A 26,762-nucleotide genomic window follows, 5' to 3' on the forward strand; every position below is an offset into this window, starting at 1 on the left:
CACCCCACTGGACATCGCTCTGGACGCAGTTCTACGGCGACCCCCGCAAGCCCGGCGCAACACGAGAACGCGGCGGTCTAGGATCGGCGGGTGGCTTCGCTCGAGACCGCGAGCCCGGCGTTGCGGGTCCTGCGCCGGGTGTTCGGGTACGACTCCTTCCGCGGCGAGCAGGAGGCGATCGTCGAGCACGTCGCCGCAGGTGGCGACGCGCTCGTGCTGATGCCGACCGGTGGCGGCAAGTCCCTGTGCTACCAGATCCCGGCGTTGGTCCGGCCTGGCGTCGGCATCGTCATCTCGCCGTTGATCGCGTTGATGCAGGACCAGGTGGACGCGCTGAACGCGCTCGGGGTGCGCGCGGGGTTCCTGAACTCCTCGCAGGACTTCGAGGAACGCAGGCTCACCGAGGCGATGTACCAGGCAGGCGAGCTCGACCTGCTGTACCTCGCGCCGGAACGGCTGCGCGTGCCCGCGACGCTCGAACTGCTCGACCGCGGCAAGATCGCCCTGTTCGCGATCGACGAGGCGCACTGCGTGGCGCAGTGGGGGCACGACTTCCGCCCCGACTACCTCGGCCTGTCCGACCTGCACGAGCGCTGGCCGAACGTGCCCAGGATCGCGCTGACCGCGACGGCGACCAAGGCGACGCACACCGAGATCGCCACCCGGCTCAAGCTGGACGAGGCACGCCACTTCGTGGCGAGCTTCGACCGGCCCAACATCCAGTACCGGATCGCGCCGAAGGCAGACCCGAAGCGCCAGCTGCTCGACCTGCTGCGCACCGAGCACCAGGGTGACGCCGGGATCGTGTACTGCCTGTCGCGTGCGTCGGTGGAGAAGACGGCCGAGTTCCTGACGGCCAACGGCGTGGCGGCGGTGCCGTACCACGCCGGGCTGGAGTCACGGGTGCGTGCCCGGAACCAGTCGCGGTTCCTGCGTGAGGACGGCCTGGTCGTGGTCGCGACCATCGCGTTCGGGATGGGCATCGACAAGCCGGATGTCCGGTTCGTCGTGCACCTCGACCTGCCGAAGTCGGTCGAGGGCTACTACCAGGAGACGGGCCGGGCGGGCCGCGACGGCCTGCCGTCGACCGCGTGGCTGGCCTACGGCCTGCAGGACGTCGTTCAGCAGCGCAAGATGATCGACCAGTCCGACGGCGACGACGCGCACCGGCGGCGGCAAAGTCAGCACCTGGACGCGATGCTCGCGCTGTGCGAGACCGTCGAATGCCGCCGGGTGCAGCTGCTGGCCTACTTCGGCCAGGAGTCGGCGCCGTGCGGCAACTGCGACACGTGCCTGACCCCGCCGGAGTCGTGGGACGGCACGATCGCGGCGCAGAAGCTGCTGTCGACCGTGTACCGGCTGCAGAAGGAGCGGCGGCAGAAGTTCGGCGCCGGTCAGGTGATCGACATCCTGCTTGGCCGCAAGACCGCGAAGGTCATCCAGCACGACCACGACACGCTGACAGTGTTCGGAATCGGCGAGGAGCTGACCGAGAGCGGCTGGCGCGGCGTGGTCCGGCAGTTGCTCGCGCAGGGGCTGATCGCGGTCGAGGGCGACTACGGCACGCTCGTGATGACCGACGCGAGTGCGCAGGTGCTGCGCAAGGAACGCACTGTGATGCTCCGTCGCGAGCAAGTGACGAAGGCCACGTCCAAGCCCGCGAAGAAGGCGGCGGCTGCCGCGGCGGACATGCCCGCGCAGGCGCTGCCGGTGTTCGAGAAGCTCAGGGCGTGGCGGGGTGCGGCGGCCAAGGAGCAGGGCGTTCCCGCGTACGTGATCTTCCACGACGCAACACTCCGGCAGATCGCGACGTCAAAGCCACAGACGCTCGACGAACTCGGCAAGGTCAACGGAGTCGGCGAGAACAAGCTCGCCAAGTACGGCCAGCAGGTTCTCGACACGTTGGCTGAGTGAGAACAGGGACTCCGCGGGGTACCCGGGCGCCAGACGGACGACGCCCGGGAGCCGCAGCATGTTCACACCATATGAGCGCAGACAACTCCGGTTGATCGAAGAGTGGTTCGAGCAGGACGACCCGCAACTCGCGCGCACGATGCGCACGGGGCCGGTGAAGCACAAGTCGGCAGCGCCACAGGTGATCATGCTGGTGGCGGCTGGCTCACTCGGCCTGCTCGGCCTCATCACCGGCACGTTCATGCTCATCTTCAGCGCGATGCTCGCCGCCGTCGCCGGTGGCTGCATGATCGCCGCGCGACGCAAGGACAACGTCTGACAACCGCTACAGCGTCACGACATCGACGCGGCAACCGTGGAACACGCACGTCCGCTGGAACCCCGTGCCGACGTCGCGCTGCCCACAGATGATCTTCGAGGTGCGGCGGGCGCTGGAGAAGTGATGCCCCGGCGACCGGGACTGGCCATTGACAGGGTGCTCTTGGCGTGTCTGAATTCAGGTCTTAAACAAAGTCGTAACACACAGCCGCCGATGTACCTCCCCACACCCTGCACAGGAGGCCTCCGTGGCACCTCGCCCGTTGTGGCGCGCGGTCGTGCCGTGCGTCACCACCATACTCGTCACCGGCGTCGTCGGCGTGCCGTCGGCACACGCCGCGACTGAGCACGAAGCCGAGGACGCGACGATCTCGCAAGGCGTCGTCGAGTCCAACCACGCCGGTTTCACCGGCCGCGGCTTCGTCAACTACGACAACCTGGCCGGCAGCCATGTCGAGTGGACCGTCCCGGGCGCGACGGCCGGACCGGCAGACCTGGCCTTCCGCTTCGCGAACGGAACACCGGACAACCGGCCGATGAGCGTCACGGTCAACGGAGTCGCCGTGGCGGCCAACCAGGCGTTCAACTCCACGAACGGGTGGACGAACTGGCAGACCGCGACGATCCGGGCGAACGTCCCCGCGGGTGAGCTGAAAGTCCGCGCGACAGCGACAACCGCGAACGGCGGGCCGAACGTCGACAAGCTCATCGTGTCCCCAGCGAACAGTTCGGTGCCCGACCCGGGAGCCGTGACGACGTTGACCAGTGGCGTCGATGTGCCATGGGGCCTGGCATTCCTGCCGGACGGCTCGGCGCTGTTCGCGGAACGCAACACCTTCAACATCCACCGGCTGACCGAGTCGGGCCAACGCACCCTGGCGGGCAAGATGAACCAGGCGGTGGGGACGGGCGGGGAAGGCGGCCTGCTCGGCCTGGAAGTGGCCCCGACCTTCGCGCAGGACCACTGGGTGTACGTGTATCACACGGCAAGCGAGGGCAACCGTGTGATCCGGATCAAGTACGAGAACGACCAACTGGTGCAGAGCACGTACCAGATCCTGGTGCAGGGCATCGGGAAGAGCCAGTACCACAACGGCGGCAGGCTGCGGTTCGGCCCGGACGGGAAGCTGTACGTCAGCTCAGGTGACGCGCAGAACGCCAGCCAGGCGCAGAACAACAGTTCGCTCAACGGAAAGATTCTCCGCATCAACGCGGACGGAACGATCCCAGCCGACAACCCCTTCGGCAACGCCGTGTGGAGCAAGGGACACCGAAACCCGCAAGGACTCGACTTCGACTCCCAAGGACGCTTGTGGGCAGCGGAGTTCGGCAACACGATCATGGACGAGGTCAACCTGATCACGCGCGGCGGCAACTACGGCTGGCCGAACTGTGAAGGGACGAGCGGAAGCTGCGGCGGATTCACCGCGCCGAAGAGAACGTGGCCGACGAACCAAGCCTCACCAAGCGGCCTGACGACGATAAAGGACCACGTGTTCGTCGCGACAACCGTCGGCCAACGCGTGTACCGCATGCGAATCGACGCAGCCAGCAACCTCGTGGACCAGCAGCAGTACTTCCAAGGAACCTACAACCGCCTGCGGACAGTGGAAGTCGATCAGCAAGGCGACATCTGGCTGACAACGACGACAGACAAGGACGGACAAGCGAACAACGACCGGATCCTGCACGTGGACATCGCGTAACGGAAGGGCAATCCGGAAGAAGACCGCTCGGATGGCCGGGACAACTGGCGGCGCTCCGGCCATCCGAGCACCCAAAAAAGACGGTGTGACAAGAGATAGCCGAAAACACAGCGGTCGACACCTCACCGGCGAGCGCAACAGCTCGCCAGAGAAGGACTCGCGCGCAAGCGCAACAGATGCCCACCTAGCGACTAGCGCAACAACCAGCACACAGCGGCCCACGCGCAGGCGCAAAGAGATGGCACACAAGTGGCAAGAGATCACGACTCCGCACCACGCCCAGCAACCCCGAGCGGCACAAGCGTACAAGAACCCACCAAGGAACCAGAGCAAAGGCTCCTGCCCAGAGGTCAGCCCCCGGCGAGGGAAAATCTCGCTCCGCGCAGAAGCCACGACCCAAACCCCGAAAAACAGTAAAAAATCAACGAACAACCCGATACCAGACATTGGTCGCCCGCTCCACATAAGACAAAGAAAAACGCTCAAGCCGAACCCGAAAACCACCCACCTGCTCGAAAAGCCGAACACCATCGCCAAGCATCACCGGCACGACAATCGTCAAAACCTCATCCAAAGCACCAACGGCCGGCAACCCCGAGCAACGTTCGCGCCGAGAACGTTGACGTACTTCTTGTCCGCAGCAGCCTCCTTGGACTTCTCGATCGCCGTTTCGATGTCGTGTACGAAGGTCACGCCCGCGACGGGTTTCGCGGGTGCGTTGTGCGCCAGCACGAACTGGGGGCCGGACCACCCACCGCCGAAGGCTTCGCCTTCCTGCTCGGTCTCCTTGTCCGGGTCGTCGCCGCCGAATGTCCGGTTGCCGACCAGGATGGCTCCTACTTCGGTGATCAGGTTGTCCACCGCCGGATTCGGGCCCAGGTAGTCCGTCAGCCATCCCATGTCCCCGTTGGATCCGGCAATGAAACCGTCCACCGACATGGAAACCGAGTAGAGCATTCTCGCCATCGTGCACCTCCGGATGCCATCGCTGAGACAGGTCTTGACGGGACCGGTCTTGCTGAGCAGCGGTACCAACGACAGCAGAACAGCCTACTGGCGCGAAGAAGCGGCGAACTCGGCGAGTTCGCCGCTGACCAGGTCGGGCCGTTCCTGCTGGATCCAGTGCCCGGCGCCGGCCACAGTCAACGAGCGGGCCAGGTTCGGCACCGCGCCGGCCAAGGTGTCGACCCGGTTGAAACTCAGCACCGGGTCCCGGTCACCGATCATGAACAGCGCCCGCGGCTGGATCTTCGCACTGTGCCAGGCGGCCGTCAGCTCCCAGTTGCGGTCGAGGTTCCGGTACCAGTTGAGCCCACCGGTGAACCCGTCCGCGAACTCTCCGGCGTACGTGTCCAGATCCGCCGCGGTGAGCCAACCGGGCAACCGGTCAGGCCGGGGCCAGATGTCCACGAAGGTGCCACCGGGCGGAACGACCATAGTGGACCGTTCAGGTGCGTCACCGGAGGCGCCGTACAGGATGCGCTGCAGGAAGTCCCGGGGATCGGCGGCGAGTTCGGCGTCAGCCACCCCGGGCTCCTGGAAGTGCGCGAGGTAGAACCCGGAGGGCACGGTGCTGAGCGGCGCGACCGGACCACGAGGACGGAACGGCACGCTCAGCCCGGCCACGCCCCGCACACGGTCCGGCCGGAGCAAAGCGGTGTGCCACGCGACAGCGGCACCCCAGTCGTGGCCGACGACGACGGCCTGATCCTCGCCCAGAGCGTCGACAAGCCCGACGACGTCCCCGACGAGGTGCAGCATGGTGTAGTCAGCGACGGCCGAAGGCTTGGAGGTACGGCCGTAGCCGCGCTGATCCGGAGCCACGGCGTGGAATCCGGCTTCGGCGAGCGCCACCAGCTGGTGCCGCCACGAGTACCACCCCTCGGGGAAGCCGTGCAGCAGCAGGACAAGCGGACCGGCCCCGGACTCGGCGACGTGCATCCGCACACCGCCGACGTCGACGAATCGATGGGTGATCTCGTGCACCAGGCAACCGTACGGTGATCAGCGGCCAGCGGTAAGAACCAATCCGGCCGGACCGCACAGGTCCATTCTCATGACACGTTGGCCGCTTCGATGAGCCAGGCCGCCGAGTCGTACTCGACACCGCGCTCACTGGTGTGCGAGGCCATGTCGGCCTTGAGCGCAGCCAGCACCGAGGACCGCTGGTCCGCCTCGATCAGCTTCTCGAACTGGCTGGACACGAACTCGGCGGCGTCGTCCGGGTCCTCGCCGAAGAACATCGGCCTGTTCAGCGGGGTCAGCCGGACGTCGACGAACCCGGCCTCGCCCAGCATCGACTTCACCCTGGCCGGGTCGCTGAGCGAGAACGGGTGCACGCCCTGCGGCGGTGGCTTCGGCAGATCCCGCCCGGCTGCCAGGATCGTCCGGAACGTACTGATCCACTCGTTGTCGTCCATCGGCCGCCAGGCGAGCAGGACCAGCCTGCCACCGGGCCCGAGCGCGCGGCGGATGTTGCCGAAGGCCGCGACCGGGTCTTCGAAGAACATCGAGCCGTTGCGGCTGACGGCGACGTCGTACGCCGCCGCGGCGAACTCGTGGACCTGGGCGTCGGCCTGCGCGAACCGGATCCCCGCGATCCCTTCGGCACGCCGTCGCGCCAGCTCGATCATCTGCCCGGAGAGGTCGACCCCGAGGGCTTCGGCGCCGCGTCCGGCCGCTTCCCGTGTCGTGGTTCCCGTGCCGCACCCGATGTCGAGCACGTGGTCGGACGGCCGGATCGCCGCCGCGCCGAGGAACGGCTCCATGTAGTTCGCGATGCCCGCGTCGAGCCGGTCGGCGCGTCGCACCCAGAAGTCGCCGTCGGCGCCGTTCCAGGCCTTCCACTGGTCGACATTGGTCTCACTCATGGCGGTCATCGTGGCATGCCGATGTCCAGCAGGTCCTCGACATATCGGCGGAGCGAGACGGGGTCGCCGATCTGGACCGTGCCCGGCGTCGTGATCAGCGACAGGATCAGGCGGCAGCACCACTCCACGATCACCCTCGGGTCGACGTCGGGGAACTGGCCGTCCGCAATGGACTGCTTGACGTGCGGGGCGAACAGCTCGATGCCGAGTTCGATCACCGGTTCGGAGTGCACGGTGAACCACGGCAGCACCGACGCGGGCTCCTCGCGCAGCGCTTTCCGCAGCAGCGCGTGGTCACGGGCATAGCCCACCACGAAGACAGTCATGTCGACGAACCGCTCGCGCAGCGAGGTGGTCTTGGTGATCTCGGCTTCGGCGGCGGCGTACATCCTGGCCATGTCCCGCTTGAGCAGCGCCATCACGATGGCGTCCTGGTCGCCGACGTACTTGTAGACCGTGGGGCGGGACACACCCGCCCGTTCGGCGATCGCGGCGTGGACCCGGGCCCCTGGGGCGCACTCCAACAGGCACAGCTCGGCAGCTGCCAGGATCCGGTCCCTGAGGTCGTCCGCCATCATCGGAGTTTATCGGGCGAGGTTGACCGCCGACACCCCCCGGGTTTACGTTTGCCCGGGAGACGTAAAGGGGTGCGCGATGAAGGACACCGAGCAGAACGCACAGCGGTTGCTCAACGGATCGGTCCGGCGCTCGTACGACTCCGCTGTGGACATCGACTGGGACGCGCCGCTGGAGGAAGGCAAGTACTTCCTGCCACCGCACCTGTCCACGCTCTACGAGACTCCACTGTGGCACGAGCTGACGCCCGCGCAGCGCGTCGAGCTGTCCCGGCACGAGCTGGCGAACCTGCTCAGCGTCGGCCACTGGTTCGAGAACGTGCTCAACCAGGCGCTGCTGCGGATGATCTTCGAAGCGGACCCGACCGCGCGGCACACGCACTACGCGCTGACCGAGATCGGCGACGAGTGCAGGCACATGCTGATGTTCGGCAGGCTGATGGAGAAGATCGGCGCGCCCTACTTCCGCCAGCCGAAGGCCCAGCTCGCGATCACCAGGAAACTGCCCGGCCGGCTGCGCGGCCTCAACCTGTGGGTCGGCGCGCTGATCGGTGAGGAGATCTTCGACGTCTGGCAGCGCCGGATCATGGACGACCCCGGCATGCAGCCCGCCGTGCGCCGGATGATGCGCATCCACGTCGTGGAGGAAGCGCGGCACATCCAGTGGGCGCGCGAAGGCGTCGCACGGCGGATGCGGTACGCGTCGTGGTGGGAGAAGGAGTCGCTCGGCCGGATGGTCGGCTTCGGCGGCCAGTTCTTCAACGACCAGCTGATGCACCGCAGGCTGTACGCCCGCGCGGGGCTCGACCCCGACGAGGCATACCGCCAGGCCGCGGCGAACCCGCACTTCCGCCAAGTCAAGCAGGAGGGCTTCGACAAGCTGCGCAGATTCTTCGACGAGCAGGGCATCTTCCGCGGCAAGGCGCGGGAACGCTGGCGCCAGGCCGGGTTCATCGCGTGAAGGTCGCACTGATCGGCCTGCCCGACCGGCTGGCGGGCAAGCTGCCCGGGTTCGACGTCGTGCTGCTCGACCGCGGTTCCAGCTACGAGTTCGACCCGCGGACAGACCTGTGGACGGTCACCGCGCCCAACGGCCGGACCACCGCGGCGCGTGTCATCGTGACCCCGCAGCCGGTCCACGGCCCGAACGCGTTCCGCTACGAGGACAACAACTTCCGGTACATCGCACGCTGCCTGCGGATGATGGGCACGCAGGACGCGCGGCGCATCGAGGTCCAGCCGTTCGCGCGGATCTCCTACCGGCGCAGACCGGACCCGCACGACTACGTCTTCACGCCGTTCGAGAGCGATGTCGACGAAACCCACCGGGGTCCGGCCGTGCTGACTGTTGACGGCAAGCAGCTCGACGTCGAGGTGCACCTGATGGGGCACCTCCAGCCGATCGACGGCAGCTTCCGCTGGTACGGCCGGGTCACCGCGAACCCCGAGGTGATCGCCTTGTACCAGAGCGGCCACACCGAGGTTCAGGTGCGGATTCCCGGTGGCCTCGACCGCACGGGCAAGCTCACCGAGCTCGACCCGTGGGGCAACGCCCGGATCACCGGTTCCGGCCGTCCGCCGTTCCCCTATCCCTGAACCAGCGCGCGGACCAGCTTCTCGGCGATCTTCGGGTCGGTGTCGCCGATCATCAGGTCGAGCGTGCTGTCATCACGCAACCGGACGGCCACAGTGGACTCGTCGACGTGTGCGGGCCGCCCGAGCACCTTCGCGGTGTAACTGGCCTGGTTGGGCAGGCCGCCAACCACCGCGAGCACCAGCGACCTGCCGTTGGGCTGCCGGACTGTGCACGTACCGGTGTCGGTGGTCCTGACCGGCACGAAGTTGAGGCTGTTCTTGGCCGCCGTGCACAGCTGCAGTGCCTGCACCGGCTTGGGCAGGTCGACGAACTCGGCGACGTCGACCGTGGTCTGCGCGAAGTCGAGCTCGCCGCGGTTGTCCACGTCAGGCATGGTGTCGGTCTGCCGCGCGAGCACCGGGACCAGCTCGGTCAGCACCTTGCGGACGGTCTCCCGCAGACCCGGCTTGGCTTCGGCGTGCAGCACCGGTGTGCGCTTGCTGCTCACCCGGTATCCGGTGGTGTCGGCGATCCCGACGTCGACGATGACCTTGCCGCTCGAGGTGTACTGGTCCGATTTGTACTGCGCCGGGCGCCCGCCGAGCTGCTCGGTCGGGGTGAAGTCGTCCGGCACGGGCTTGAGGATCAGGTCGATCACGACGGTGTGCTTGTCGTCACCGACCCGGCACATGCCCTTCACACCAGCGGCGTCCCGCTCACGGACCACACTGTCCACACCGAGCAGCACACGCAGCCGGTCCTCCGGCAACGCGTTGCACAGCACCTGGGACGCCGTCTCGGTGTGCACGTAGCTGAGCGCCTCACCACCGGACATCCGCACCACCCGCTCGGGGTTGCGCCGCGGTGGTGCCGGTTCGGACGAAGCGGTACTGCACCCGGCGAGCAGGAGCGCGCTTACGATCAGAACGCGATACATCGTCCCCTATTTCTGGGTTAGAGCTTTCACCAGTCGTTCCATCACATTCACGTGTCCCGGTGGCATGACCAGGTCCAGCGGCACGTCGTCGCGCAACCGGACGTGCCACATCCCACCGGGATCCACCATCGCCGGCCTGCCGCCGACCCTGCTGGTGTACGGCCGCATGTCGATGGTGTGGGTTTGCAAGGTGATCGTCAGTGATCCACCGTCCGGCTCACGCACTGTACAAGCTGCCCGGTCGAGCACTTTCACCGGCTCGAACCCGAACTCCTTGCGCACCAACGTGCACAGCTGCAGCGCCTGCACCGGTTTGGGCAGGTCGATGATCGTTTCGGGGGTCAGCGGCGTCTCGGTGAACGGGAATGATCCGTCCGGCCCGATCGGCGGCAGCTCGTCGGTCTGCTTGGACAGCTGGACAACCAGGTGCTCCAGGTACCGCAGCATGAATTCCTTCTGACCCGGCCGGGCCGTCGCGGACAACACGGGCCGCTGGACACGGGCGCTGGTGGGCAGGAACTGCGCGATCGGCGTGGTGACCACCACACGGTCGCCCTTCACGGTCTCGGTCCGCGCGGCGAGCTTGGGGTCCGGGAACTCGAGCGTCATCTCGAACGTCTTGCCGTAGTCGTAGTCGACGACCTCGCAGTGCGGGATGATCGTCAACTTGGCCACCGGGTGGTAGCTCAGCCGCTTCACGCCGAACGCCTCGTTGAGCTGGTAGTCGGGCATGATCGGGCGGCACAGCATCTGTGCGGCGGTCTCCGCCTGGACGTAGCTCAGCGCCAGACCACCGGCCACCCGCGCCTCGCGCCGCTTCGGTCGCGGCTCGGCCGAATCGGTGGTGGTAGTGGTGGTTGTGGTCGCCGGAGCCGGTTTGTCCTGCTGGGCTGTGCATCCGGTGAGCAGCAAGACCAAGACAAGCAGTCGCAGGTACATCAGTCCCCCACTGTGCGATGTCAGTGGATTTTGGCACACCAGGTTTCGATGGCTTCCACCGTGTTGCGCTTGATGTCGCCCGGTGCGGCGGAGGACGTGATGGAGTGGGTGGCGACGGCCGCGAGTTGCTTGTCGGACAGGCCGATGACCTCCCGCGCGATCACGTACTGCGCGGCGACTCCGGCGCCGAACAGCAGCGGGTCGTCGGACCCGAGCGCGACGGGGACTCCGGCATTGAGCAGATCGCCGATGGGCAGGGATTCGTAAGACGCTACGCCGAGTGGCGGATAGGACGTCGGACAGACCTCAAGCGCCACTTGGTGGTCGGCCAGGTGCTGTACTGTGCGCGCTTCGCGCATGGCGGTCAGGCCGTGGCCGATGCGGCGCGCCTTCAGCTGGTCCACGCACGCTTTGACGTGCCACGCGCCTTCGTAGAAACCGCCGTGCGGTACCGAGATCAGGCCTGCTTCACCGGTGATCCGGAACGCTTCAACGAAATCCGGTACGCTGCCGCGGCGCTCGTCATTGGACAGACCGAACCCGACGACTTTGGTATACCGGACGGCCAGCCGAGCCAGCGCGGTGGCGTGCTCGCCCGGCCTCGCCCAGCTGGATGCCACGACCAGTCCGCACGGTTTGCCGTCCATCGCGTCCAGCGCCGTCTCGATCACCGGTTCGAAGCCGCCGAGCAGCGGTGCGTAGGAGGTGGGGTCGAGCTGGATCTCCAGCCAGGTGCAACCGTCGGCGAGGTTGTCCTCTATGGCTTCGGTGACGACGCGGTGCAGGTCCTCCGCGCTGCGGATCGCGGCTCGCGCCGCGTCGTACCGCGTCTGGAACGCCTCCCATGGATGCGCCTCCCCCATCGGCAGCGGCGGGGGCACCGTCAACCCGTGCACCGCGGCCAGTTCGACCAGGGTCGACGGCCGCATCGCGCCGGTCAGGTGCAGGTGCAGATTCGCTTTCGGCAGCCGGCGGAGATCATCCACACCGCCAGCCTAGTCGGCGTACCCGTGGCCGCCACGGTCGCCCGCGCCGGCTCCCGTGGACTCGCCGCTGGTCAGCAGTGCCCGACCGGGTCACTCGCGACAGCGCAATGGTAGTCCACAGTGTCCAGTCAACTGCACGTGGTTCGCCGTCGATGGACCACTCGTTGATCCAAGGGGACATGGGATGTTTCACCTGGGGCTCGCCACACTCAGGTAGGGCAAAGATGTTCTTGTCCCAGCATGCGAACGGGCGCACACTGTGCCAAACTTCTTTGCACCACGTACCAACAGTGGTCAACGTCGAAAACTTCATACACCCGCGTGTACGTGACAGGGTGAGCACGTGCCGCGCGTTACCACTCCCGTTTCCCTGCAACTGGAGGAGAGAATCTTGACGCGCGCACAATTCGCACCCGCGGTCTTATCGGGCCGGTTTGTCCACAAAGGATCATTGACGGCGCCTTCGGCCTGGCACGTCGGCGAAAGCCTCCCGGTTCACCGGCACAACCTGGATTGTGGTCGCGATGACCGACTTGTCCAGGCATGATCCGGGGCGCACGTGTTCGCTGGTCGCGTCGCTGGCCGGAGCGCCGTCCCGGTCGGTCGAGGAGTTGCGGCTGCTCAACAAGGTCAACGGCGCACTGGAAGTCAGGGCCGACATCGTCGGCGACCTCGATCCGGCGACGCTACGCGACCACGTGTCCGGCGAACTGGTCTACAGCCTGCGCGGTATGGGCGCGGGCGGCGTGTTCGCCGGCAGCGGCGAGCAACGTGAACAGCGACTGCTCGCCGCGGCAGGGCACTACGACTTGATCGAATTGGAGATCGGCCGGGACACGACATCGCGTGTCCTCGCCGCGATCCCGCCACACCAGCGCATTGTCGCGTGGTACGGCCTGAGCGCGGCAGGCGGCGCGAGTGGTATGGACCTCGCCGGGCTGCGGGAGAAGTTCAGCCGGATGGCCGAAATCCCGGCACGGCAGTACTTGCTCGTGACCCACGCCGCCTCCGCCGAGCACGCCCTCGTGCCGCTGCGATTGCTGCGGTCCCTCGCCAGGGCGGACGTGACCGCGTTCAGCGTCGGCGAAACAGGCGCATGTGGACGGTTGCTGGCGCCGTGGCTCGGCGCGCCGGTGGTCTACGGCCAGATCGGCGGTCGCGCCGGGGAAGCCCCGCCGATCGACCGGCTGATCCGCGACTACCCGTTCCCCGACGTGCCACCGGTCCGGCAGGTGTTCGGCATCGCCGGCCGTTCGGTGCACATGTCCCTGGCGCCGAGGATGCACAACAGCGCTTACCGGGCGATCGGCTACCCGGGTCTGTACCTGCCCATCGCCACACGGGATTTCCTCACCACCTGGCGTGTCATGGCGAACGGTCTGGCCGGACTCGGTTTCCCGCTCGGCGGCGGAACCATGGTGGCGCCCTACAAGGAGGCGGCGTTGCGGCTGGCCGAGGTGACCAGTGGCGCGGCGGCCAGTTCGGGGGCGGCGAACGTACTCGTCCGGACCGAGACGGGCTGGCGGGCGCACACCACTGACCCGTTCGGTGTCGTCGGCGCGCTCGGCCGTGCCGGAATCCAGCTCACCGGGCGCAAAGCGGCGGTCGTCGGCTGCGGTGGCGCCGGCCGCGGAGCCGCGGCGGGACTGCTGCGGTTCGGCGTGACTCCCACGCTGGTCAACCGCGGACCGGACCGCGGCATGCGGGCGGCGCGGCTGCTCGGCCTGGACTACGTACCACTGCACCGGTTCGTACCCGGCGACTACTCGTTGATCGTGCACGCCACGCCGGTCCGCGACGAGCTGCTGTTCGGACTGGACCGGCTGGCACGCGACACGACACTGGTCGACCTGCCCTACGGCCGCAGGCAGACCGCGCTCGTCACGGCCGCCCGCAGGCGGCGGCTGCGGGTGATCGACGGCTGGGAGGTGCTGCGGATCGGGGTGGCGCGGCAGTTCCGGCTGATGACGGGCCGATCCATGCCCGATCCCCACTCGCTGGAGCACGTGCGATGACCTGCCTCGGCTGCGGTGACCACTTGGTGGTTGTCGGCCAGTCCTAAGAGATTCTTGTCATTTCGACCTTCGACGGCCGATGCCATATTCGGATTGCATACAAAAGCGCGGAGCCACTCTCCACCAGACGGCGGGTGGGGCAACCGCGGTCGCTGTCCCGGAATCCTCCCAGGCCGGCACATTGCTGGTCGGTGTGTCGGTGTGGCTCACCCCAGGATCCCCGAACAGGACGCGGACCCACCCGCCCGTGCGATGTCCACGGGCGTTGCCGGTGTCGTCGGCGGCGTTCGTGGCCATGCCGCCCCGTGACCGCTCGCCTGGGAGCGAGGGCAGCCGGTACGCCCTGTCTCGCGGGCACAGATACCCCGGCGGCACATCGCGCTCGAGCAGGACGAGACGACGCTGGGGAGGTGGGTCCCGGCCCGAACACCGGGACCCACCGCACTGCGCGTCCACAGTGGTCATCTGCCCGGCGTCGCGTGACATAGCGCCCAGCCATAACAACAACCCGAACACGCCGGCCCTGGCACCGCGACGTCCTGTTCCGTGAATCCGAATCCGGCGAGAAATAGCGGCGGCAAAACAAAGCCGGACCAAGAGCATAATGCCGAAGAAGAACCCGGCTGTTTCCGTGACGAGTCTCGGCGAGAACACAGTCAATGCGGAAGTACCGGCGGTGTTCGCCTTCCGCATCAGGATCATCGCCGCTGACGAGCCCACCGCCGCCGGCCACGCGACTGCGATGAGCCGTCAACAGCGGCGATGACCAGCGCGATCGCGCGCGGCCGATCGACCACGCCAGCCCGCGACCGGTGCCTTCGCACACGCGCTCACTCCTCCAACAGGCCGAGTTCGTGTGCGACGACCAGCGCCGCGGCTTTGCGGTGTACCCGTAACTTGCGGAACAGGTTGCCCTGCAGGTTCTCGACAGTACGCACGGAGATGCCCAGCAGCCGGGCGGTTTGCTTGGTGGTGTGCCCCTGCGCGATCGCCGACAGGATTTCCTGTTCCCGTGGCGTGAGCGCGAGTTGCCAGCGGCGCCACTCACCGCCGGGCGGGCCGAGCACCGCACGCGCGTACGCCGCGCTGAGCAGGACATACCCGGTGTTCGCCGCTTCGACCGCCGGGGCGAGCAGGTCGTCCACGGCGGAGGCGGGCAGGATGGTGACGCCGCCCGCCACGGCCTGCGCCATCAGGTGCTGTTTGGGTTCCTGGCTGGCGATGATCACGATGCCCCGGCCGGTCTGGCTCCGCCAGTTCGTCTGCGGCGGGTCGATCAGCACGGTCACAGCGGATTCAGCCTTGCCGTCCCCATCCCCGTCCGCGCGCTGCGCGGGCACAGCCTCGCGGTCCAGGACGATGATGTGGTGTTTGTCGAGCACTTCCCTTGCGCGGTCGGCGATCGGGCCCTCGGCCGTGGGCAGCACGACGCGCAGCCCTGGTCTTCGTTCGTGCGCCGAGGCGTCCACGCGGGGAACCTGCGCCTGGGTCAGCAGCCCGAGCCGGACCGCGCTCGCGGCGGCGTGCGCCTGGTTGTGCACGCCGAGCTTGCTGAAGATGCGCTGTTTGTGGTTCTCGACCGTGTGCGGGCTGATTCCCAGTTCCAGCCCGATCTGCCGGGGCGGGTACCCGGCGCAGACGAGATAGAGGACCTCCAGTTCCCGCTGGGTGAGCGCGTCCCCGCCGCCGCGCTTGGCCCGCGCTGTCTCGATTGCCGACGACGGTGCCCTGATCGCGGCGAGCAACGGTTCGAGACCGCCGGAGTACGGCACGAGCGCGCTCACCCCGGCCTCGTACGCCCGGATCACGTGCGCGGTCGTCAAGGACTGGTGCAGGCCGATCATCCGCATCAACCTGCCTGGCGGCAGGAGCAGCGAAACGAGCCGTTCGTTGCTCCATCTGGGCGCGTCCGCCTCGAACAACGCGACCGTCGGCCTTCGCAGATCGCACAACTGGATCAGCTCCGGCCCCGACGCCGCGGTACCCAGCATCGCGATATCGGGCTCGCGTGCGAGGTGCGCGGCCAGCATTTCACGGAACAGCCGGTTGTGATGCTGCAGTACAACACTGAGAACGGTTTCCACCATGGCCCGACCCCCGTCTGTTCCCCCCTCTCTTGTGCGCATCATGGCACAGGACGGAGTTTCCGAACAGATCGGAACATTCCCGATTACTGAAGCACGGAATGCCGGACAACTATCCTGTTTGATCTTTGTTCGTATATCACTTGGTTGAAGCGGTAAAACACAAAAGGCCGCCTCCCCCGGTGGGGAAGGCGGTCCTTCGCGGTGGTGCTCAGTGCCCGCGGACCCGCTTGATCGTGTCGCGGTACCAGAGCGCACTCTGTTTCGGGGTGCGGACTTGGGTGTCGTAGTCCACCCGGACGATGCCGAATCGCTTCTCGTAGCCGTACGACCACTCGAAGTTGTCCATCAACGACCAGGCGAAGTACCCGCGCACGTCGGCCCCCGCCTGACGTGCACGCGCGACCGCGCCGATGTGGGTGTTGAAGTAGTCGACCCGGTCGAAGTCGCGCACGAAGCCGGCCGTGTCGGCCTCGTCCTCGAAAGCGGCTCCGTTCTCCGTGATCACCATCGGCAGCCCGGGGTAGTCCTCGGACAACCTCGTCAGCAGCCTGGTGAACGCGTCCGGCACGATCTCCCATCCCATCGCGGTCACCGGGTGACCCTGCGGGACGGCACGCTCGACCGGGTTGCCATCGGCGTCGCGGTCGTTGCCGCTCTCGTCGGTGCCGGCGAAGACGTGTCCACTGTAGAAGTTGACACCGAGTACGTCGATCGGTGCCGAGATCACGCTGAGGTCGCCCGGCCGGATCGGGATCCGGATCCCGCGCGCCGCGAGGTCCTCGACCACGTCGGCGGGATAGCGGCCGTGCACGAGCGGATCCATGTAGATCCGGACGCCGAGGCCGTCGGCGCGGCGTGCCGCGGCGACGTCCAGCTCCGAGTCCGTCGCCGGATCCGACGTGCCCATGTTCAGCGTGATGCCCAGTTCGATCGGCTTCGGGGCCTCGGCGCGCATCCGTTGCGCGGCAAGGCCGTGACCGAGCAGCAGGTGGTGCACGGCCGAGATCGCGGCAGGCATGTCCTGGCGGCCGGGCGCCTGCCTGCCGTACGCGTAGCCGAGCATGGCCGAGCACCACGGCTCGTTCAGCGTCGTCCACGTCTGCACGCGGTCCTTGAGCTGGTCGAACACCAGCATCGCGTAGTCGGCGAACCGGTATGCGGTGTCCCGCACCGGCCAGCCGCCCTCGTCCTCCAGCTCCTGCGGCAGGTCCCAGTGGTACAGCGTGACCCACGGGTCGATGCCCTTGTCGAGCAGCTCGTCGACGAGCCGGTCGTAGAACGCCAAGCCGGCGTGGTTGACCGGTCCGCGGCCACCGGGCTGCACCCGCGGCCACGCCACCGAGAAGCGGTAGGTGTCCACCCCGAGCGAACGGATCAGCTCGACGTCCTCCGGCATCCGGTGGTAGTGGTCGCAGGCGACGTCACCGTTGTCGCCCTCGAACACCATCCCCGGCGTACGGCAGTAGGTGTCCCAGATCGAGGGGGTTCGCCCGTCCTCGTCGTGCGCTCCTTCGATCTGGTACGCCGAAGTCGCCACACCCCACCGGAACGACGACGGCAGCGTGTCGATCGGATCGTCGCTTTCCTTGACCTCGGATCGGGTTCCGACGGTTGGCGCAGTTGTATCCATAGGTCTCCTAGTCAGATCCATTCAGTGGATGGGATGCAGCCAGCAGGCCACCGTGCGCGGCTGTCCGGTGCTCGTGGCATTGGCGTGCGTTTCGGGAATGCCGAGCAGCGGAAGGTCCGTGGCACACGGGTCGAAGGCCTTCGGGCAGCGTGGATGGAACGCGCAGCCGGTCGGCATCGCGCGTAGATCCGGCGGAGAGCCGGGGATACCGGTCAGTTCCCTGCGTGGCCCGCGCAACGCGGGGAACGAGTGGAGCAAACCGTCACTGTAAGGGTGCAGTGAGTCTTCGTAGATCTCGCCGGCCGGTGCCTCCTCGACGATCCGGCCACCGTACATGATCGCGATCCGGTCGGAGAACTCGACGAGCAGCGACAGGTCGTGGGTGATGAACAGCACCGAGAAGCCCAGCCGCTCGCGCAGCTCGATGAGCTGGCCGAGGATCTGGCGCTGGATCACCACGTCGAGCGCGGTGGTCGGCTCGTCCATGATCACGATCCGCGGGTCGAGCGCGAGCGCCATCCCGATCATCACGCGCTGGCGCATGCCGCCGGACAGCTGGTGCGGGTAGAAATCCAGCCGGTCGGCCGAGATCCCGACGAGCGACAGCATCTCCTTGGCCCGCTCCAGGCGGGAGCGCGGCGTCGAGCGCGGGTCGTGCGCCTTGATCACGTCGGTCATCTGGGTGGAGATCTTGTGCACCGGGTTGAGCGAGTTCATCGCGCCCTGGAACACGATCGCGGTCTCCGCCCAGCGGAACCCGCGCAGCTGGGCGTCGGTCATCCGCATGATGTCGGCGGTTTCGCCGTTCTCGGCGTGGTAGACGACCTCGCCACCCGCGATCACGCCCGGCGGCGGCAGCAACCTGGTCAGGCCGTACGCGAGCGTCGACTTGCCGCTGCCGCTCTCGCCGGCGAGGCCGAGCACCTCGCCGCGGTGCAGGGTCAGGTTCACGTCCTGGACGGCGTGCACCGCGTCGTCGCCGAGCCCGTAGTCCACATCGAGGTTCTTCACCTCGAGCACGGCGTCGCTCATGGTTTCCCGTCCTTCCGACCGAGACCCAGCACCGGGGTGAAGCCGACCCGCATCCGGACGGTGTGCCCGTCGACCGTCTTGACCTTGGACTTGCCGCTGCCGCGCAGGCGCGGGCTGACGAACTCGTCGATCCCGAAGTTCAGCAACGCCAGCGCGGTGCCGAGCAGCGCGATGGCCAGCCCGGCGGGCACGAACCACCACCACGCGCCCTGCGCGAGCGCTTGCTGGCCCTGGGCCCAGAACAGGATCGTGCCCCAGTTCCAGTTGTCACCGCTGGTGTTCACGCCGATGAAGGCCAGCGTGATCTCGGAGGTGACCGCGAAGATGACGGTGCCGATGAAGTTCGACGCGATCACCGCGGTCAGGTTCGGGATGATCTCGAAGATGATGATGCGCCAGGTCTTCTCACCCGTCGCACGGGCGGCTTCGATGTAGTCCCTGCCCCGCAAAGACAACGTCTGCGCTCGGAGCACGCGGGCGCCCCACGCCCACGACGTCAGCCCGATCACGAGCGCGATCGTGAGGTCCGTGGTCTCCGGCAGGATCGACGTGATGATGATGATCAGCGGTAGTGCCGGGATCACCAGGAACACGTTGGACAGCGCGGACAGGCTCTCCGCGCCCGCGCCGGAGAGGTAGCCGGACGTCACGCCGACCAGCAGCGAGAGGATCGTCGCGATCAGACCGGCGAGCAGCCCGACCAGGATGACGCTGCGCGTGCCGGAGACCAGCTGGCTGAACACGTCCTGACCGAGGTGCGTCGTGCCGAACCAGTGCTCGGCGGACGGTCCCTCGACCAGCGCGTTGGACCTCGCCGACGGGTCGTACGGCGCGATCATCGGGCCGATGATCGCCAGCAGGACGAAGAAAGCCATCATCCCGAGCCCGATCGCGGCCTTCGGGTTGGCGACGAACCGCAGCCGGCGGCGCTTGGCCGGGGCCGCCGCTCCGGCGACCGGTGTCGCCTCGACGACAGACGGTGTGGCCATCGCTCAGGCCTCCCTTCGGGTACGCGGGTCCAGCAGCATGTACGCCAGGTCCGCGACGAAGTTGGCCAGCAGCACGGACAACGTGATGATCAGGAAGATGCCCTGCAGCAGGGGGTAGTCCTTGGTGCCGACCCCCTGGAAGAGCAGGAAACCGAGACCCGGGTAGGAGAACACGATCTCGACGAGCAGCGTGCCACCGACGATGAAGCCGAGCGACAACGCGAAGCCGGAAACGTTGGGCAACAAGGCGTTGCGAGCCGCGTAGCCGACCATGACACGGCGTTCGGGCAACCCCTTGGCGTGCGCGACCGTCACGTAGTCCTCGGACGCGACCGTCACCATCATGTTGCGCATGCTCAGGATCCAGCCGGACATCGAGGAGATCAGGATGGTGATCGCGGGCAGCAGGCTGTGCTGGACCGCGCTGCCGACGAACTCCCAGTCCCAGCCGGGCACCAGGCCGGTGTCGTGGCCGTTGCCGGGCGGGAAGAAGCTGTCCGGCCCGGTCAGCAGCGCGATGGCGATCAGGCCGAGCCAGAAGTACGGGATGGACGACAGGAACGTCGTCACCGGGATCAGCGCGTCGATCCACGACCCGCGGCGCCAGCCGGCGAGCGTGCCGAGCGCGGTGCCGATCACGAAGCCGATCACCGTCGTGATGCCGACCAGCGCCAGCGTCCACGGCAGCGCCCTGCCGATCACCTCGCCGACCTGGCTGGGGAAGAACGTGAAGGACATGCCGAGGTCGCCGCGGAACAACTGGCCCCAGTACTTGAAGTACTGGGAGAGCAGGCTCTCGTCCTTGTCCAGTCCGAAGAGGATGTACAGCGACTGGATCGAGTCGGCGGTCATCTGGCCGCGCGCCTTGTTGATCAGCGACTGCACCGGGTCGCCGGGCATCACGCGCGGGACGAAGAAGTTCAGCGTGATCGCGGCCCACGCGGTGAACAGGTAGAAGGCGATCCGTTTGACGAGGTAGCCCATCAGCTCTCCTCCCGCGCGAACAGCCAGCAGGCGGCGAAGTGCCCGTCGCCGTCACCGATGTCGAACCGCGGTGGCAGTTCGGTCTCGCAGCGGTCCATCACGTGCGGGCAACGCGGGTGGAACCGGCAACCGGCGGGCGGGTTGATCAGGCTGGGCGGTTCCCCGGTGCCCCGGTCGTTGTCCTTGGCCGCGTGGGCGGTGATCTGGTCGGGGTCGGGCGCCGAATCGATCAGCAGCTGCGTGTACGGGTGCGCGGGCCGCTGCGTGACGGTCTCGCTGTCGCCGCCTTCGACGACGCGGCCGGCGTACATCACGATCGTCTCGTCGGCGAAGTACCGCGCCGACGCGATGTCGTGCGTGATGTACAGGATCGCCAGGTTCAGGCGTTCCTTCAGGTCCCGCAGCAGGTTCAGCACGCCGAGCCGGATCGAGACGTCCAACATGGACACCGGCTCGTCGGCGAGCAGCGCTTCGGGGTCCGCGCCGAGCGCACGGGCGATCGCCACGCGCTGGCGCTGCCCGCCGGACAGCTCGTGCGGGAACTTGTCGATGTAGCGTTCCGGTGGTGTCAGCTGCACCCGCCTGAGCAGGTCGGCCAGCGCCTGCTCCAGGTCGTCCTTGGTCCTGCCCGCCCGGTCGTGGATCTTGAGCGCCCTGGTCAGGTGGTAGCGCACGGTGTGCACCGGGTTCAGCGAAGCGAACGGGTCCTGGAAGATCATCTGGACGCGTTTGGAGTACGCGCGGAACTTCTTGCCGGACTTCACCGCCACCGGCTCGCCGTGCAGCCTGATGTCACCGGCGGTCCGGCTGTGGAGCTGGGCGAGCAGTCTGGCCACAGTGGACTTGCCCGACCCGGACTCGCCGACCAGCGCGGTCACCCGGCCGCGCCGCAGCGCGAGGCTGACGTCGTCGACCGCCCTGACCACCTTGGTCACCTTGGACAGCACCTCCCGGCCGCGCTTGCGGACCGGGAAGTGCTTGGTCAGGCCATCGGCCTCCAGGACCACCTCGGTGGTCTCGGAGGCCGATGCCTTCATACCGCTCGCTGTCATGAGCCCGCGGGCTTGAGCCGCATGATGATGTCCAGCGCGTTCTCCTGCGTCGGCTGCAGAGGAGCGTACGAGTTCTGCTCGTCCGGCCAGCCGACCCAGTTCTTCGTCGAGTACTGGCCGCCGACGCTGGCCGCGGAGTGGATGACCGCGGGCATCTCGTCGACGAAGATCTTCTGCAGCTCGTTCATGGCCGTCGTGCGGGAGGCCTCGTCGGCCGCGTTGGCGAACGAGTTCAGCGCCGCCGTGGCCGCCGGGTTCTCGTAACGGCCGTAGTTGCCGTTGATCCCACCCTGGCCGATCGGCTTGTACAGCGCGCCATCCATGATGGACTGGTAGATGTCGTACGGGGTGATGCCGTTGTTCGTCCAGTGCAGGGTGGCCTGGAAGTCACCGGTGTCGATGGCCTTGCCCCACGCGTCCTGGTTGATCTTGTCGACCGTGGAGTCGATGCCGAGACCCTTGAGGTTGTCCTTGATGATCTCCAGGTTGGTCACGTAGTCCGACCAGCCCGACGGCACGATGGTCTTGAGCGTGACCGGCTGGCCCGCCGGGTCGACCAGCTTGTCGCCCTGGTAGGTGAAGCCGTTGTCGGTCAGCAGCTTCTTGGCGCCCGCGACGTCGATCGCCGTCTTCTTGTCCTTGAACTCCGGCGCGATGAACGGGTCGCCGTTCGGGGTCGGGATACCCGTGATGTTGTCGACCTTCGGGTAGAAGTAGCCGGCCTCACCCTGGGTGAAGATGTCGTCCCGGTTGACCACCATGTTGACCGCGCGGCGCAGGTACTTGTTGTCCCACGGCTTGATCTTGGTGTTGAAGATCAGGCCGTGGATGCCGAGCACACCGGGGAACCAGAGCTTGTAGTTCTTCGGGTCCTTGCTCGTGTAGACAGCCTGCGGGTTCGGGATGAACACGAAGCTCCACTCGGCCTGGCCGGTCGCCAGCGCCGTGGTCTGCGCCTGGTTGTCGTTGTAGGAGGTGTAGCGGATCTCCTTGACCGCGGGCGCCTCCTGCCAGTAGCCCTCACGGGCCACCAGGGTGGCGGTCTGCGGCGTGAACGACTTGAGCGTGAACGGGCCGCTGCCGATCGGGTTCTTCACCGTCTCGGTGGCCGGCGCGCCGAAGGTCGACCACTGGTGCTTGGGCACGATGATCTGCTCGAGGATCTTCTTCTGGTATACGAACTGCGAGCCGTCGAAGCCCAGCGTGACCTGGTTGCCGGACGCGCTGATGTCCTTGTACTTGACGCTGTCGATGTTCAGGCCGGGGTTGTCCCGCAGCAGCTGGAACGTGTAGGCCACGTCGTCGGCGGTCAGCGGCTGCCCGTCGGACCACTTGACGTTGTCCCGGATCGTGAAGACGAGCTTGCGGTAGTTGTCCGACCACTCCCACTTGGTCGCCAGCCACGGCTTGGTGTTGTCACTGGTCTTGACCTCGTTGTACATCACGAGCGGCTCGTAGATCGCCCGCATGTAGCCCGACTGGCGGGCCGCCGACGTGTTCACGAACGGGTTGTTGTTCTCGGTCTGCGGACCGTTGGGCATACCGACGTTCAGCACTGACGTCGAGCTCTTCGAGCCGTTGGCCCCGCTGTTGCTGCTGCTGCAGGCGGCGAGGCTGGCCATCGACAGGATGCCAGCGAGGGCTAAGGCGACAGTGCGCTTGGCTCGCATGGATCCTCCTTCGTGGTCTTGGTTCGGTGGTGGGACTACACGGGCACAACAAGACAATTCGCGACGCTCGACCCGGCATTCGGCGGTGCCGGGGCGCTCAAGACCCTGAGCCGTCCTGAGGGGCGTGGCCTCCATGGACACGCTCTCACGGTTGCCGGTCGCGATCCGGCCAATGGATGCGAGTCAACCGCGTGGCGCGGGTCACGTCAATAACGAGCAGGTTACGAAATCACCCTAAATTTAAGGCGTAAAGTAATCAGTGTTCCACCGCCCCGCTCACTAGGTCGATCCGCCAGTACCGCTGGAGGGCCAGGAACAGGGCGATCACCGGCAACACGGACAGCAATGTACCGGTGATGAGGAGCGAGTAGGGCGACGCCTCCGCCGCACTGTGGTGCAGCAGGCTGTAGAGGCCCACCGTCACCGGGAACTCGCTGTCGCTGGTGAGCATCACGAACGGCAGCAGGAAGTTGAACGGACGCCGCGGCACAGATCCGGCACAGGTAGATGCCGTAAGGGTTGAACAGCTGTGGCAACAACACGCCAAAGAACGTGTCTGTCATACCGATTTCGGACAACAGCAGGTATTGGGGGATGACCAGCACGATCTGCGGCAGCAGCACCCCGGCGAGGATCGAGGTAGGTCGATGTCGAGAACAACTCGGCCGGTGATCCCGTGGCCGCGACCAGGATCCACACCGTCGGCGCGAGGCAGCAGACGGCACCGAGGAGAAGGCCGATCGCGGGGAAGTTGAACCTCCTCATCGGACACCTCGCTGCACGGTCTTCGCCGCGACGAACGACACGACCAGCGCGGCCGCGGTGAACAGGACCGAGGTCGCGGCGCGCTGTACACATCGGAGTCGACGAAGGCGTCCTTGTAGATCTTCATCATCGGTGTCCACTCGGACGAGATCGCGTTGGACAAGGGCCGCAGCGTGAACGGTTCGTTGACCAGCTGGAGCGCGACGAGCACGCTGAACAGGGCGCACATCCCGATCACCGGGCGGACCAGCGGGACCTTGATCCACAACGCCATCCGGACCTCGCCGCAGCCGTCGAGGCGCGCGGCCTGGTGGATCTCGGCCGGGATCGACCGCAACGCGGTGCAGATCACGATCACGTTGAACCCGGCCGCGCCCCACACCACCACGTTGGCCACCGAGAAGAAGACCGACGTGGGGCCGAAGAAGTCACCGCCGACCGGGCTTGTCGCGGGCAGGTGGAGAAACCCCCCACAACAACGTGGCGATCACACCGGGTACGGCGTACGGCAGGAAGATCGCCAATCGGGTGAACCTCGCGAACCTCGTGCGGGGAACATCCAGCAGCAAAGCGAAAAGCAGGGCGAGCCCGACCGTGGCCACCACCGTGAGCAGGCCGACCAGCAGCATCCGCAGGACACTGCCGGGCAACTCCGGATCGGCCAGCACACCCTGGTAGTTGTCCAGCCCGACGAACACCACCTCGCTGACCGCGGCCAACAGCCCACCGCTGACCTTGCGCGCCTGGAAGCTCAGCACAAGTGCGTAGATCCCAGCCGCGACAACGAACAGCAGGAACAAGACCACGGCGGGCAGCACGAGGAAGTAGGGCAGACCCTTGGTTTTCCTCATCAACGCTTCCCTAATTCAGGGTGAACCCGAGTTTTCGCATGTCCGCGACCGTCGCGTTCTGCATCGCGTCGAGCGCGGCGGTGAACGGGCTGCCTGCCTGCATGGCCTTGCCGAACGAGTCGGTGTGGCTGGCGAACGTGACTGTCCCGTTCGGTCCCCACATCGGGAAGCTGCGCGCGTTCGGCGCGGCCTGTCTGACCACGTCGTAGTAGTCCGCCTGGTTGGGCAGGAACGGCGGCGGCTGCGTCAGGACCGGGCAACGACCTGCCCGATGTGGACGCCGGGTAGACGTTGATGTTCTTGGCCTGCGCCGTGACAGCCTCGGCATCCGTGTTCAACCACGACACGAACCTGGCCGCCTCGGCGGGTTTGAGCACGATCGTGTTGCGAACGCCAGACCCGGTGCCACCGCGCGCATCGCGAGGTTCATCGGGTAGTTCCACGGTGTGATCAGGCCGATCAACCCGAGCGGCACTGTCCTGGACAGCGACAGCTTCCCGGGTTCGTACGGCGGCAGGACGTCGCCGGCGTTCTCGCCCCGCCGCCGGGCTCGTCCACTTCTTTCACGACTTAAGGTAAGTCCCGAAGTTGGACGCGTCAATGGGCGAATCCCGGTGAACCGGGCTGCCGACAGGCAGAGATCAGGCGAAGGACCGGCCGCCGGAGGCGAGCAGCCGCAGGACGGGCAACGTGGCCGCGCCCAGCGCGACCTCCTCGTTGCCGAGCCTGCCCAGCTCGATCTCGGTCTGCGCGAACAGGTACGGCAACGCGTGCCGCTTGACCGCGTCCCGCACCGCGGTGAGCATCGACGACCCCAGCACCGCTGCCACCCAGCCGGACAGCACGACTTTGTCCGGATTGAGCATGTTGACCAGGTTCGACACACCGATCCCCAGGTACTCCGCGGTGTCCGCGACCACCTGCCGCGCGTCCGAGTCCGTCTCCGCCAGCCTGACCAGCTCGACCAGCCGCGACTCGGTGTCCGAAGCGGACAGGGGCTTGCCGTACCTGCCGAGGATCGCCTCCGCGCCGACGTAGGCCTCGAGGCACCCGTGCGAGCCGCACCGGCAGGCCGCACCGCCGACCTGCACGACCGTGTGCCCCCATTCGGCTGTCGTCGACGTGGCCGAACGGTACGAATCCGCCCCGGTCGCCACCGCCGCTCCGACGCCGACGCCCAGCAGCGCGATGACCGCACGCGAGGCGTCCCTGCCCGCGCCGCGCCACATCTCGGCCTGCCCCAGCGTCCTGGCGCAGTTGTCCACGTACAGCGGCGCGGCCACCGACGAGCGGAGCATCGACACCAGCGGCACCCCGGACCAGTTCAGCGTCGGTGCGTGGACCAGACCGTCCGGCATGACCGCGCCGGGCACGCCGACACCGACGCCGAGCAGCGACGCCGGGTCGATCGACGCGGTGACCGACGTGATGCCGCGGAGCACCAGCCGCACCACTCGATCGGGGTCGAGTTCGGCGTCCCCGAGCGGGTACGTCGCGGTGTCCAGCGTGTTCAGCGTGCAGTCGAAAAGGCCTACCTGGACGTGGGTCTCGCCGATGTCCACGCCGACCACGCTGCCGTACTCCGACCGGACCCGCAGCAACGTCCTCGGCCTGCCGCCGTCCGAGTCGACCGAGCCGGCCTCCGCTACCATCCCGTCGCTGATCAGGTCGGAGATGACGTTGCTGACGGTGGCCGAGCTGAGGCCGGAGGCCTGCATGAGCTCGAGCCTGCTGCCCGGTCCGTCGAGGTAGAGCCGCGACAGCAACGCCGATCTGTTGTGTCGGCGCAGGTCACGCGTTGTCTGCTGGGTGGACCGGAGCACGTGTGGATTGTGCCACGGTGGGGCATCACCGGAGACTTGCTTT

28 protein-coding genes are annotated in these 26,762 nt (G+C 67.1%); 7 read left to right on the forward strand and 21 right to left on the reverse strand.

The features are described 5' to 3' along the window. Positions 1-90: 90 nt before the first annotated feature. From recQ to AOZ06_RS55345, 3 genes are all read left to right on the forward strand, one after another. Positions 91-1,914, forward strand: coding sequence for a DNA helicase RecQ (gene recQ / locus AOZ06_RS42180; protein ID WP_054294486.1), 1,824 nt, complete (start codon positions 91-93; stop codon positions 1,912-1,914). Between the two features lie 58 nt (positions 1,915-1,972). Beyond that, the gene (locus AOZ06_RS42185) at positions 1,973-2,233 is read left to right on the forward strand and encodes a DUF3040 domain-containing protein (RefSeq protein WP_083472294.1); all 261 of its coding nucleotides are present in this window, start codon (positions 1,973-1,975) and stop codon (positions 2,231-2,233) included. 247 nt (positions 2,234-2,480) lie between these two features. After that, positions 2,481-3,938 carry a PQQ-dependent sugar dehydrogenase gene (locus AOZ06_RS55345; protein ID WP_236951915.1) on the forward strand — a complete coding sequence of 486 codons (1,458 nt, stop codon included), beginning with the start codon at positions 2,481-2,483 and terminating at the stop codon, positions 3,936-3,938. Between the two features lie 421 nt (positions 3,939-4,359). On the opposite strand, the gene AOZ06_RS61830 is transcribed toward AOZ06_RS55345, so the two are convergent. From AOZ06_RS61830 to AOZ06_RS42210, 5 genes are all read right to left on the reverse strand, one after another. Beyond that, positions 4,360-4,500 carry a hypothetical protein gene (locus AOZ06_RS61830; protein WP_335338328.1) on the reverse strand — a complete coding sequence of 47 codons (141 nt, stop codon included), beginning with the start codon at positions 4,498-4,500 and terminating at the stop codon, positions 4,360-4,362. Further along, positions 4,497-4,904: a dihydrofolate reductase family protein gene (locus AOZ06_RS42195; RefSeq protein ID WP_335338329.1), complete on the reverse strand. Its 408-nt coding sequence runs from the start codon at positions 4,902-4,904 to the stop codon at positions 4,497-4,499. The genes AOZ06_RS61830 and AOZ06_RS42195 overlap by 4 nt, the downstream gene beginning before the upstream one ends. 84 nt (positions 4,905-4,988) lie before the next feature. Continuing rightward, a complete protein-coding gene (locus AOZ06_RS42200) occupies positions 4,989-5,924 on the reverse strand; it encodes an alpha/beta fold hydrolase (protein WP_179950776.1) in 936 nt (311 codons plus the stop codon). Between the two features lie 68 nt (positions 5,925-5,992). After that, the gene (locus AOZ06_RS42205; protein WP_225953034.1) at positions 5,993-6,808 is read right to left on the reverse strand and encodes a class I SAM-dependent methyltransferase; all 816 of its coding nucleotides are present in this window, start codon (positions 6,806-6,808) and stop codon (positions 5,993-5,995) included. Between the two features lie 5 nt (positions 6,809-6,813). Continuing rightward, the gene (locus AOZ06_RS42210; RefSeq protein ID WP_169799061.1) at positions 6,814-7,383 is read right to left on the reverse strand and encodes a TetR/AcrR family transcriptional regulator; all 570 of its coding nucleotides are present in this window, start codon (positions 7,381-7,383) and stop codon (positions 6,814-6,816) included. Positions 7,384-7,462: 79 nt separating this feature from the next. On the opposite strand from AOZ06_RS42210, the gene AOZ06_RS42215 reads away from it, so the two are divergent. Both AOZ06_RS42215 and AOZ06_RS60865 read left to right on the forward strand, forming a co-directional pair. After that, positions 7,463-8,344 carry an AurF N-oxygenase family protein gene (locus tag AOZ06_RS42215; RefSeq protein ID WP_054294490.1) on the forward strand — a complete coding sequence of 294 codons (882 nt, stop codon included), beginning with the start codon at positions 7,463-7,465 and terminating at the stop codon, positions 8,342-8,344. After that, entirely contained in the window at positions 8,341-8,979 is a 639-nt protein-coding gene (locus AOZ06_RS60865; RefSeq protein WP_236951916.1) for a DUF4873 domain-containing protein, read from the forward strand. Before AOZ06_RS42215 ends, AOZ06_RS60865 begins: the two co-directional genes overlap by 4 nt. On the opposite strand, the gene AOZ06_RS42225 is transcribed toward AOZ06_RS60865, so the two are convergent. The 3 genes from AOZ06_RS42225 to add all read right to left on the reverse strand — a co-directional run bounded on the left by AOZ06_RS42225 (position 8,970) and on the right by add (position 11,821). Next, positions 8,970-9,794: a hypothetical protein gene (locus AOZ06_RS42225; RefSeq protein WP_157233541.1), complete on the reverse strand. Its 825-nt coding sequence runs from the start codon at positions 9,792-9,794 to the stop codon at positions 8,970-8,972. The genes AOZ06_RS60865 and AOZ06_RS42225 overlap by 10 nt on opposite strands. Before the next feature lie 108 nt (positions 9,795-9,902). Next, complete coding sequence (locus AOZ06_RS42230) at positions 9,903-10,835, reverse strand: hypothetical protein (RefSeq protein WP_054294492.1); 933 nt, start codon at positions 10,833-10,835, stop codon at positions 9,903-9,905. Positions 10,836-10,855: 20 nt separating this feature from the next. Further along, positions 10,856-11,821, reverse strand: a complete 966-nt coding sequence (gene add / locus AOZ06_RS42235) for an adenosine deaminase (RefSeq protein ID WP_063810214.1) — start codon at positions 11,819-11,821, stop codon at positions 10,856-10,858. A gap of 524 nt (positions 11,822-12,345) precedes the next feature. On the opposite strand from add, the gene AOZ06_RS42240 reads away from it, so the two are divergent. Continuing rightward, on the forward strand, positions 12,346-13,836 hold the full coding sequence (locus AOZ06_RS42240) for a type I 3-dehydroquinate dehydratase (RefSeq protein WP_054294493.1): 1,491 nt from the start codon (positions 12,346-12,348) through the stop codon (positions 13,834-13,836). A gap of 604 nt (positions 13,837-14,440) precedes the next feature. Further along, positions 14,441-14,602: a hypothetical protein gene (locus AOZ06_RS57320; protein ID WP_157233542.1), complete on the forward strand. Its 162-nt coding sequence runs from the start codon at positions 14,441-14,443 to the stop codon at positions 14,600-14,602. 64 nt (positions 14,603-14,666) lie between these two features. Here AOZ06_RS57320 and AOZ06_RS42245 read toward each other — a convergent pair whose 3' ends face one another. The 13 genes from AOZ06_RS42245 to AOZ06_RS42295 all read right to left on the reverse strand — a co-directional run bounded on the left by AOZ06_RS42245 (position 14,667) and on the right by AOZ06_RS42295 (position 26,719). Continuing rightward, complete coding sequence (locus AOZ06_RS42245) at positions 14,667-15,923, reverse strand: LuxR C-terminal-related transcriptional regulator (protein ID WP_054294494.1); 1,257 nt, start codon at positions 15,921-15,923, stop codon at positions 14,667-14,669. A gap of 208 nt (positions 15,924-16,131) precedes the next feature. Further along, positions 16,132-17,553 carry a GH1 family beta-glucosidase gene (locus AOZ06_RS42250; protein ID WP_054294495.1) on the reverse strand — a complete coding sequence of 474 codons (1,422 nt, stop codon included), beginning with the start codon at positions 17,551-17,553 and terminating at the stop codon, positions 16,132-16,134. A 21-nt stretch (positions 17,554-17,574) separates the two neighbouring features. Next, complete coding sequence (locus tag AOZ06_RS42255) at positions 17,575-18,585, reverse strand: ABC transporter ATP-binding protein (protein WP_054294496.1); 1,011 nt, start codon at positions 18,583-18,585, stop codon at positions 17,575-17,577. Continuing rightward, positions 18,582-19,574 carry an ABC transporter permease gene (locus AOZ06_RS42260; protein ID WP_054294497.1) on the reverse strand — a complete coding sequence of 331 codons (993 nt, stop codon included), beginning with the start codon at positions 19,572-19,574 and terminating at the stop codon, positions 18,582-18,584. Before AOZ06_RS42260 ends, AOZ06_RS42255 begins: the two co-directional genes overlap by 4 nt. A 3-nt stretch (positions 19,575-19,577) precedes the next feature. Beyond that, entirely contained in the window at positions 19,578-20,558 is a 981-nt protein-coding gene (locus AOZ06_RS42265) for an ABC transporter permease (protein ID WP_054294498.1), read from the reverse strand. Beyond that, positions 20,558-21,595: an ABC transporter ATP-binding protein gene (locus tag AOZ06_RS42270; RefSeq protein WP_083472297.1), complete on the reverse strand. Its 1,038-nt coding sequence runs from the start codon at positions 21,593-21,595 to the stop codon at positions 20,558-20,560. The genes AOZ06_RS42265 and AOZ06_RS42270 overlap by 1 nt, the downstream gene beginning before the upstream one ends. An 11-nt stretch (positions 21,596-21,606) precedes the next feature. Next, positions 21,607-23,280 carry an ABC transporter substrate-binding protein gene (locus AOZ06_RS42275; protein ID WP_054294500.1) on the reverse strand — a complete coding sequence of 558 codons (1,674 nt, stop codon included), beginning with the start codon at positions 23,278-23,280 and terminating at the stop codon, positions 21,607-21,609. Positions 23,281-23,536: 256 nt separating this feature from the next. Beyond that, complete coding sequence (locus AOZ06_RS59385; protein ID WP_054294501.1) at positions 23,537-23,770, reverse strand: ABC transporter permease family protein; 234 nt, start codon at positions 23,768-23,770, stop codon at positions 23,537-23,539. 69 nt (positions 23,771-23,839) lie between these two features. After that, positions 23,840-24,442 carry a carbohydrate ABC transporter permease gene (locus tag AOZ06_RS59390; protein ID WP_218921872.1) on the reverse strand — a complete coding sequence of 201 codons (603 nt, stop codon included), beginning with the start codon at positions 24,440-24,442 and terminating at the stop codon, positions 23,840-23,842. A 31-nt stretch (positions 24,443-24,473) separates the two neighbouring features. Then, a complete protein-coding gene (locus tag AOZ06_RS59395) occupies positions 24,474-24,896 on the reverse strand; it encodes a hypothetical protein (RefSeq protein ID WP_218921873.1) in 423 nt (140 codons plus the stop codon). Positions 24,897-24,906: 10 nt separating this feature from the next. Beyond that, complete coding sequence (locus AOZ06_RS58190) at positions 24,907-25,224, reverse strand: hypothetical protein (protein WP_169799062.1); 318 nt, start codon at positions 25,222-25,224, stop codon at positions 24,907-24,909. Between the two features lie 6 nt (positions 25,225-25,230). Then, positions 25,231-25,497: an aldehyde dehydrogenase family protein gene (locus tag AOZ06_RS62385; RefSeq protein WP_218921874.1), complete on the reverse strand. Its 267-nt coding sequence runs from the start codon at positions 25,495-25,497 to the stop codon at positions 25,231-25,233. 40 nt (positions 25,498-25,537) lie between these two features. After that, complete coding sequence (locus AOZ06_RS42295) at positions 25,538-26,719, reverse strand: ROK family transcriptional regulator (protein WP_054294503.1); 1,182 nt, start codon at positions 26,717-26,719, stop codon at positions 25,538-25,540. Positions 26,720-26,762 lie beyond the last annotated feature (43 nt).

The sequence above is a fragment of the Kibdelosporangium phytohabitans genome, assembly GCF_001302585.1.
Taxonomy (GTDB): domain Bacteria; phylum Actinomycetota; class Actinomycetes; order Mycobacteriales; family Pseudonocardiaceae; genus Kibdelosporangium; species Kibdelosporangium phytohabitans.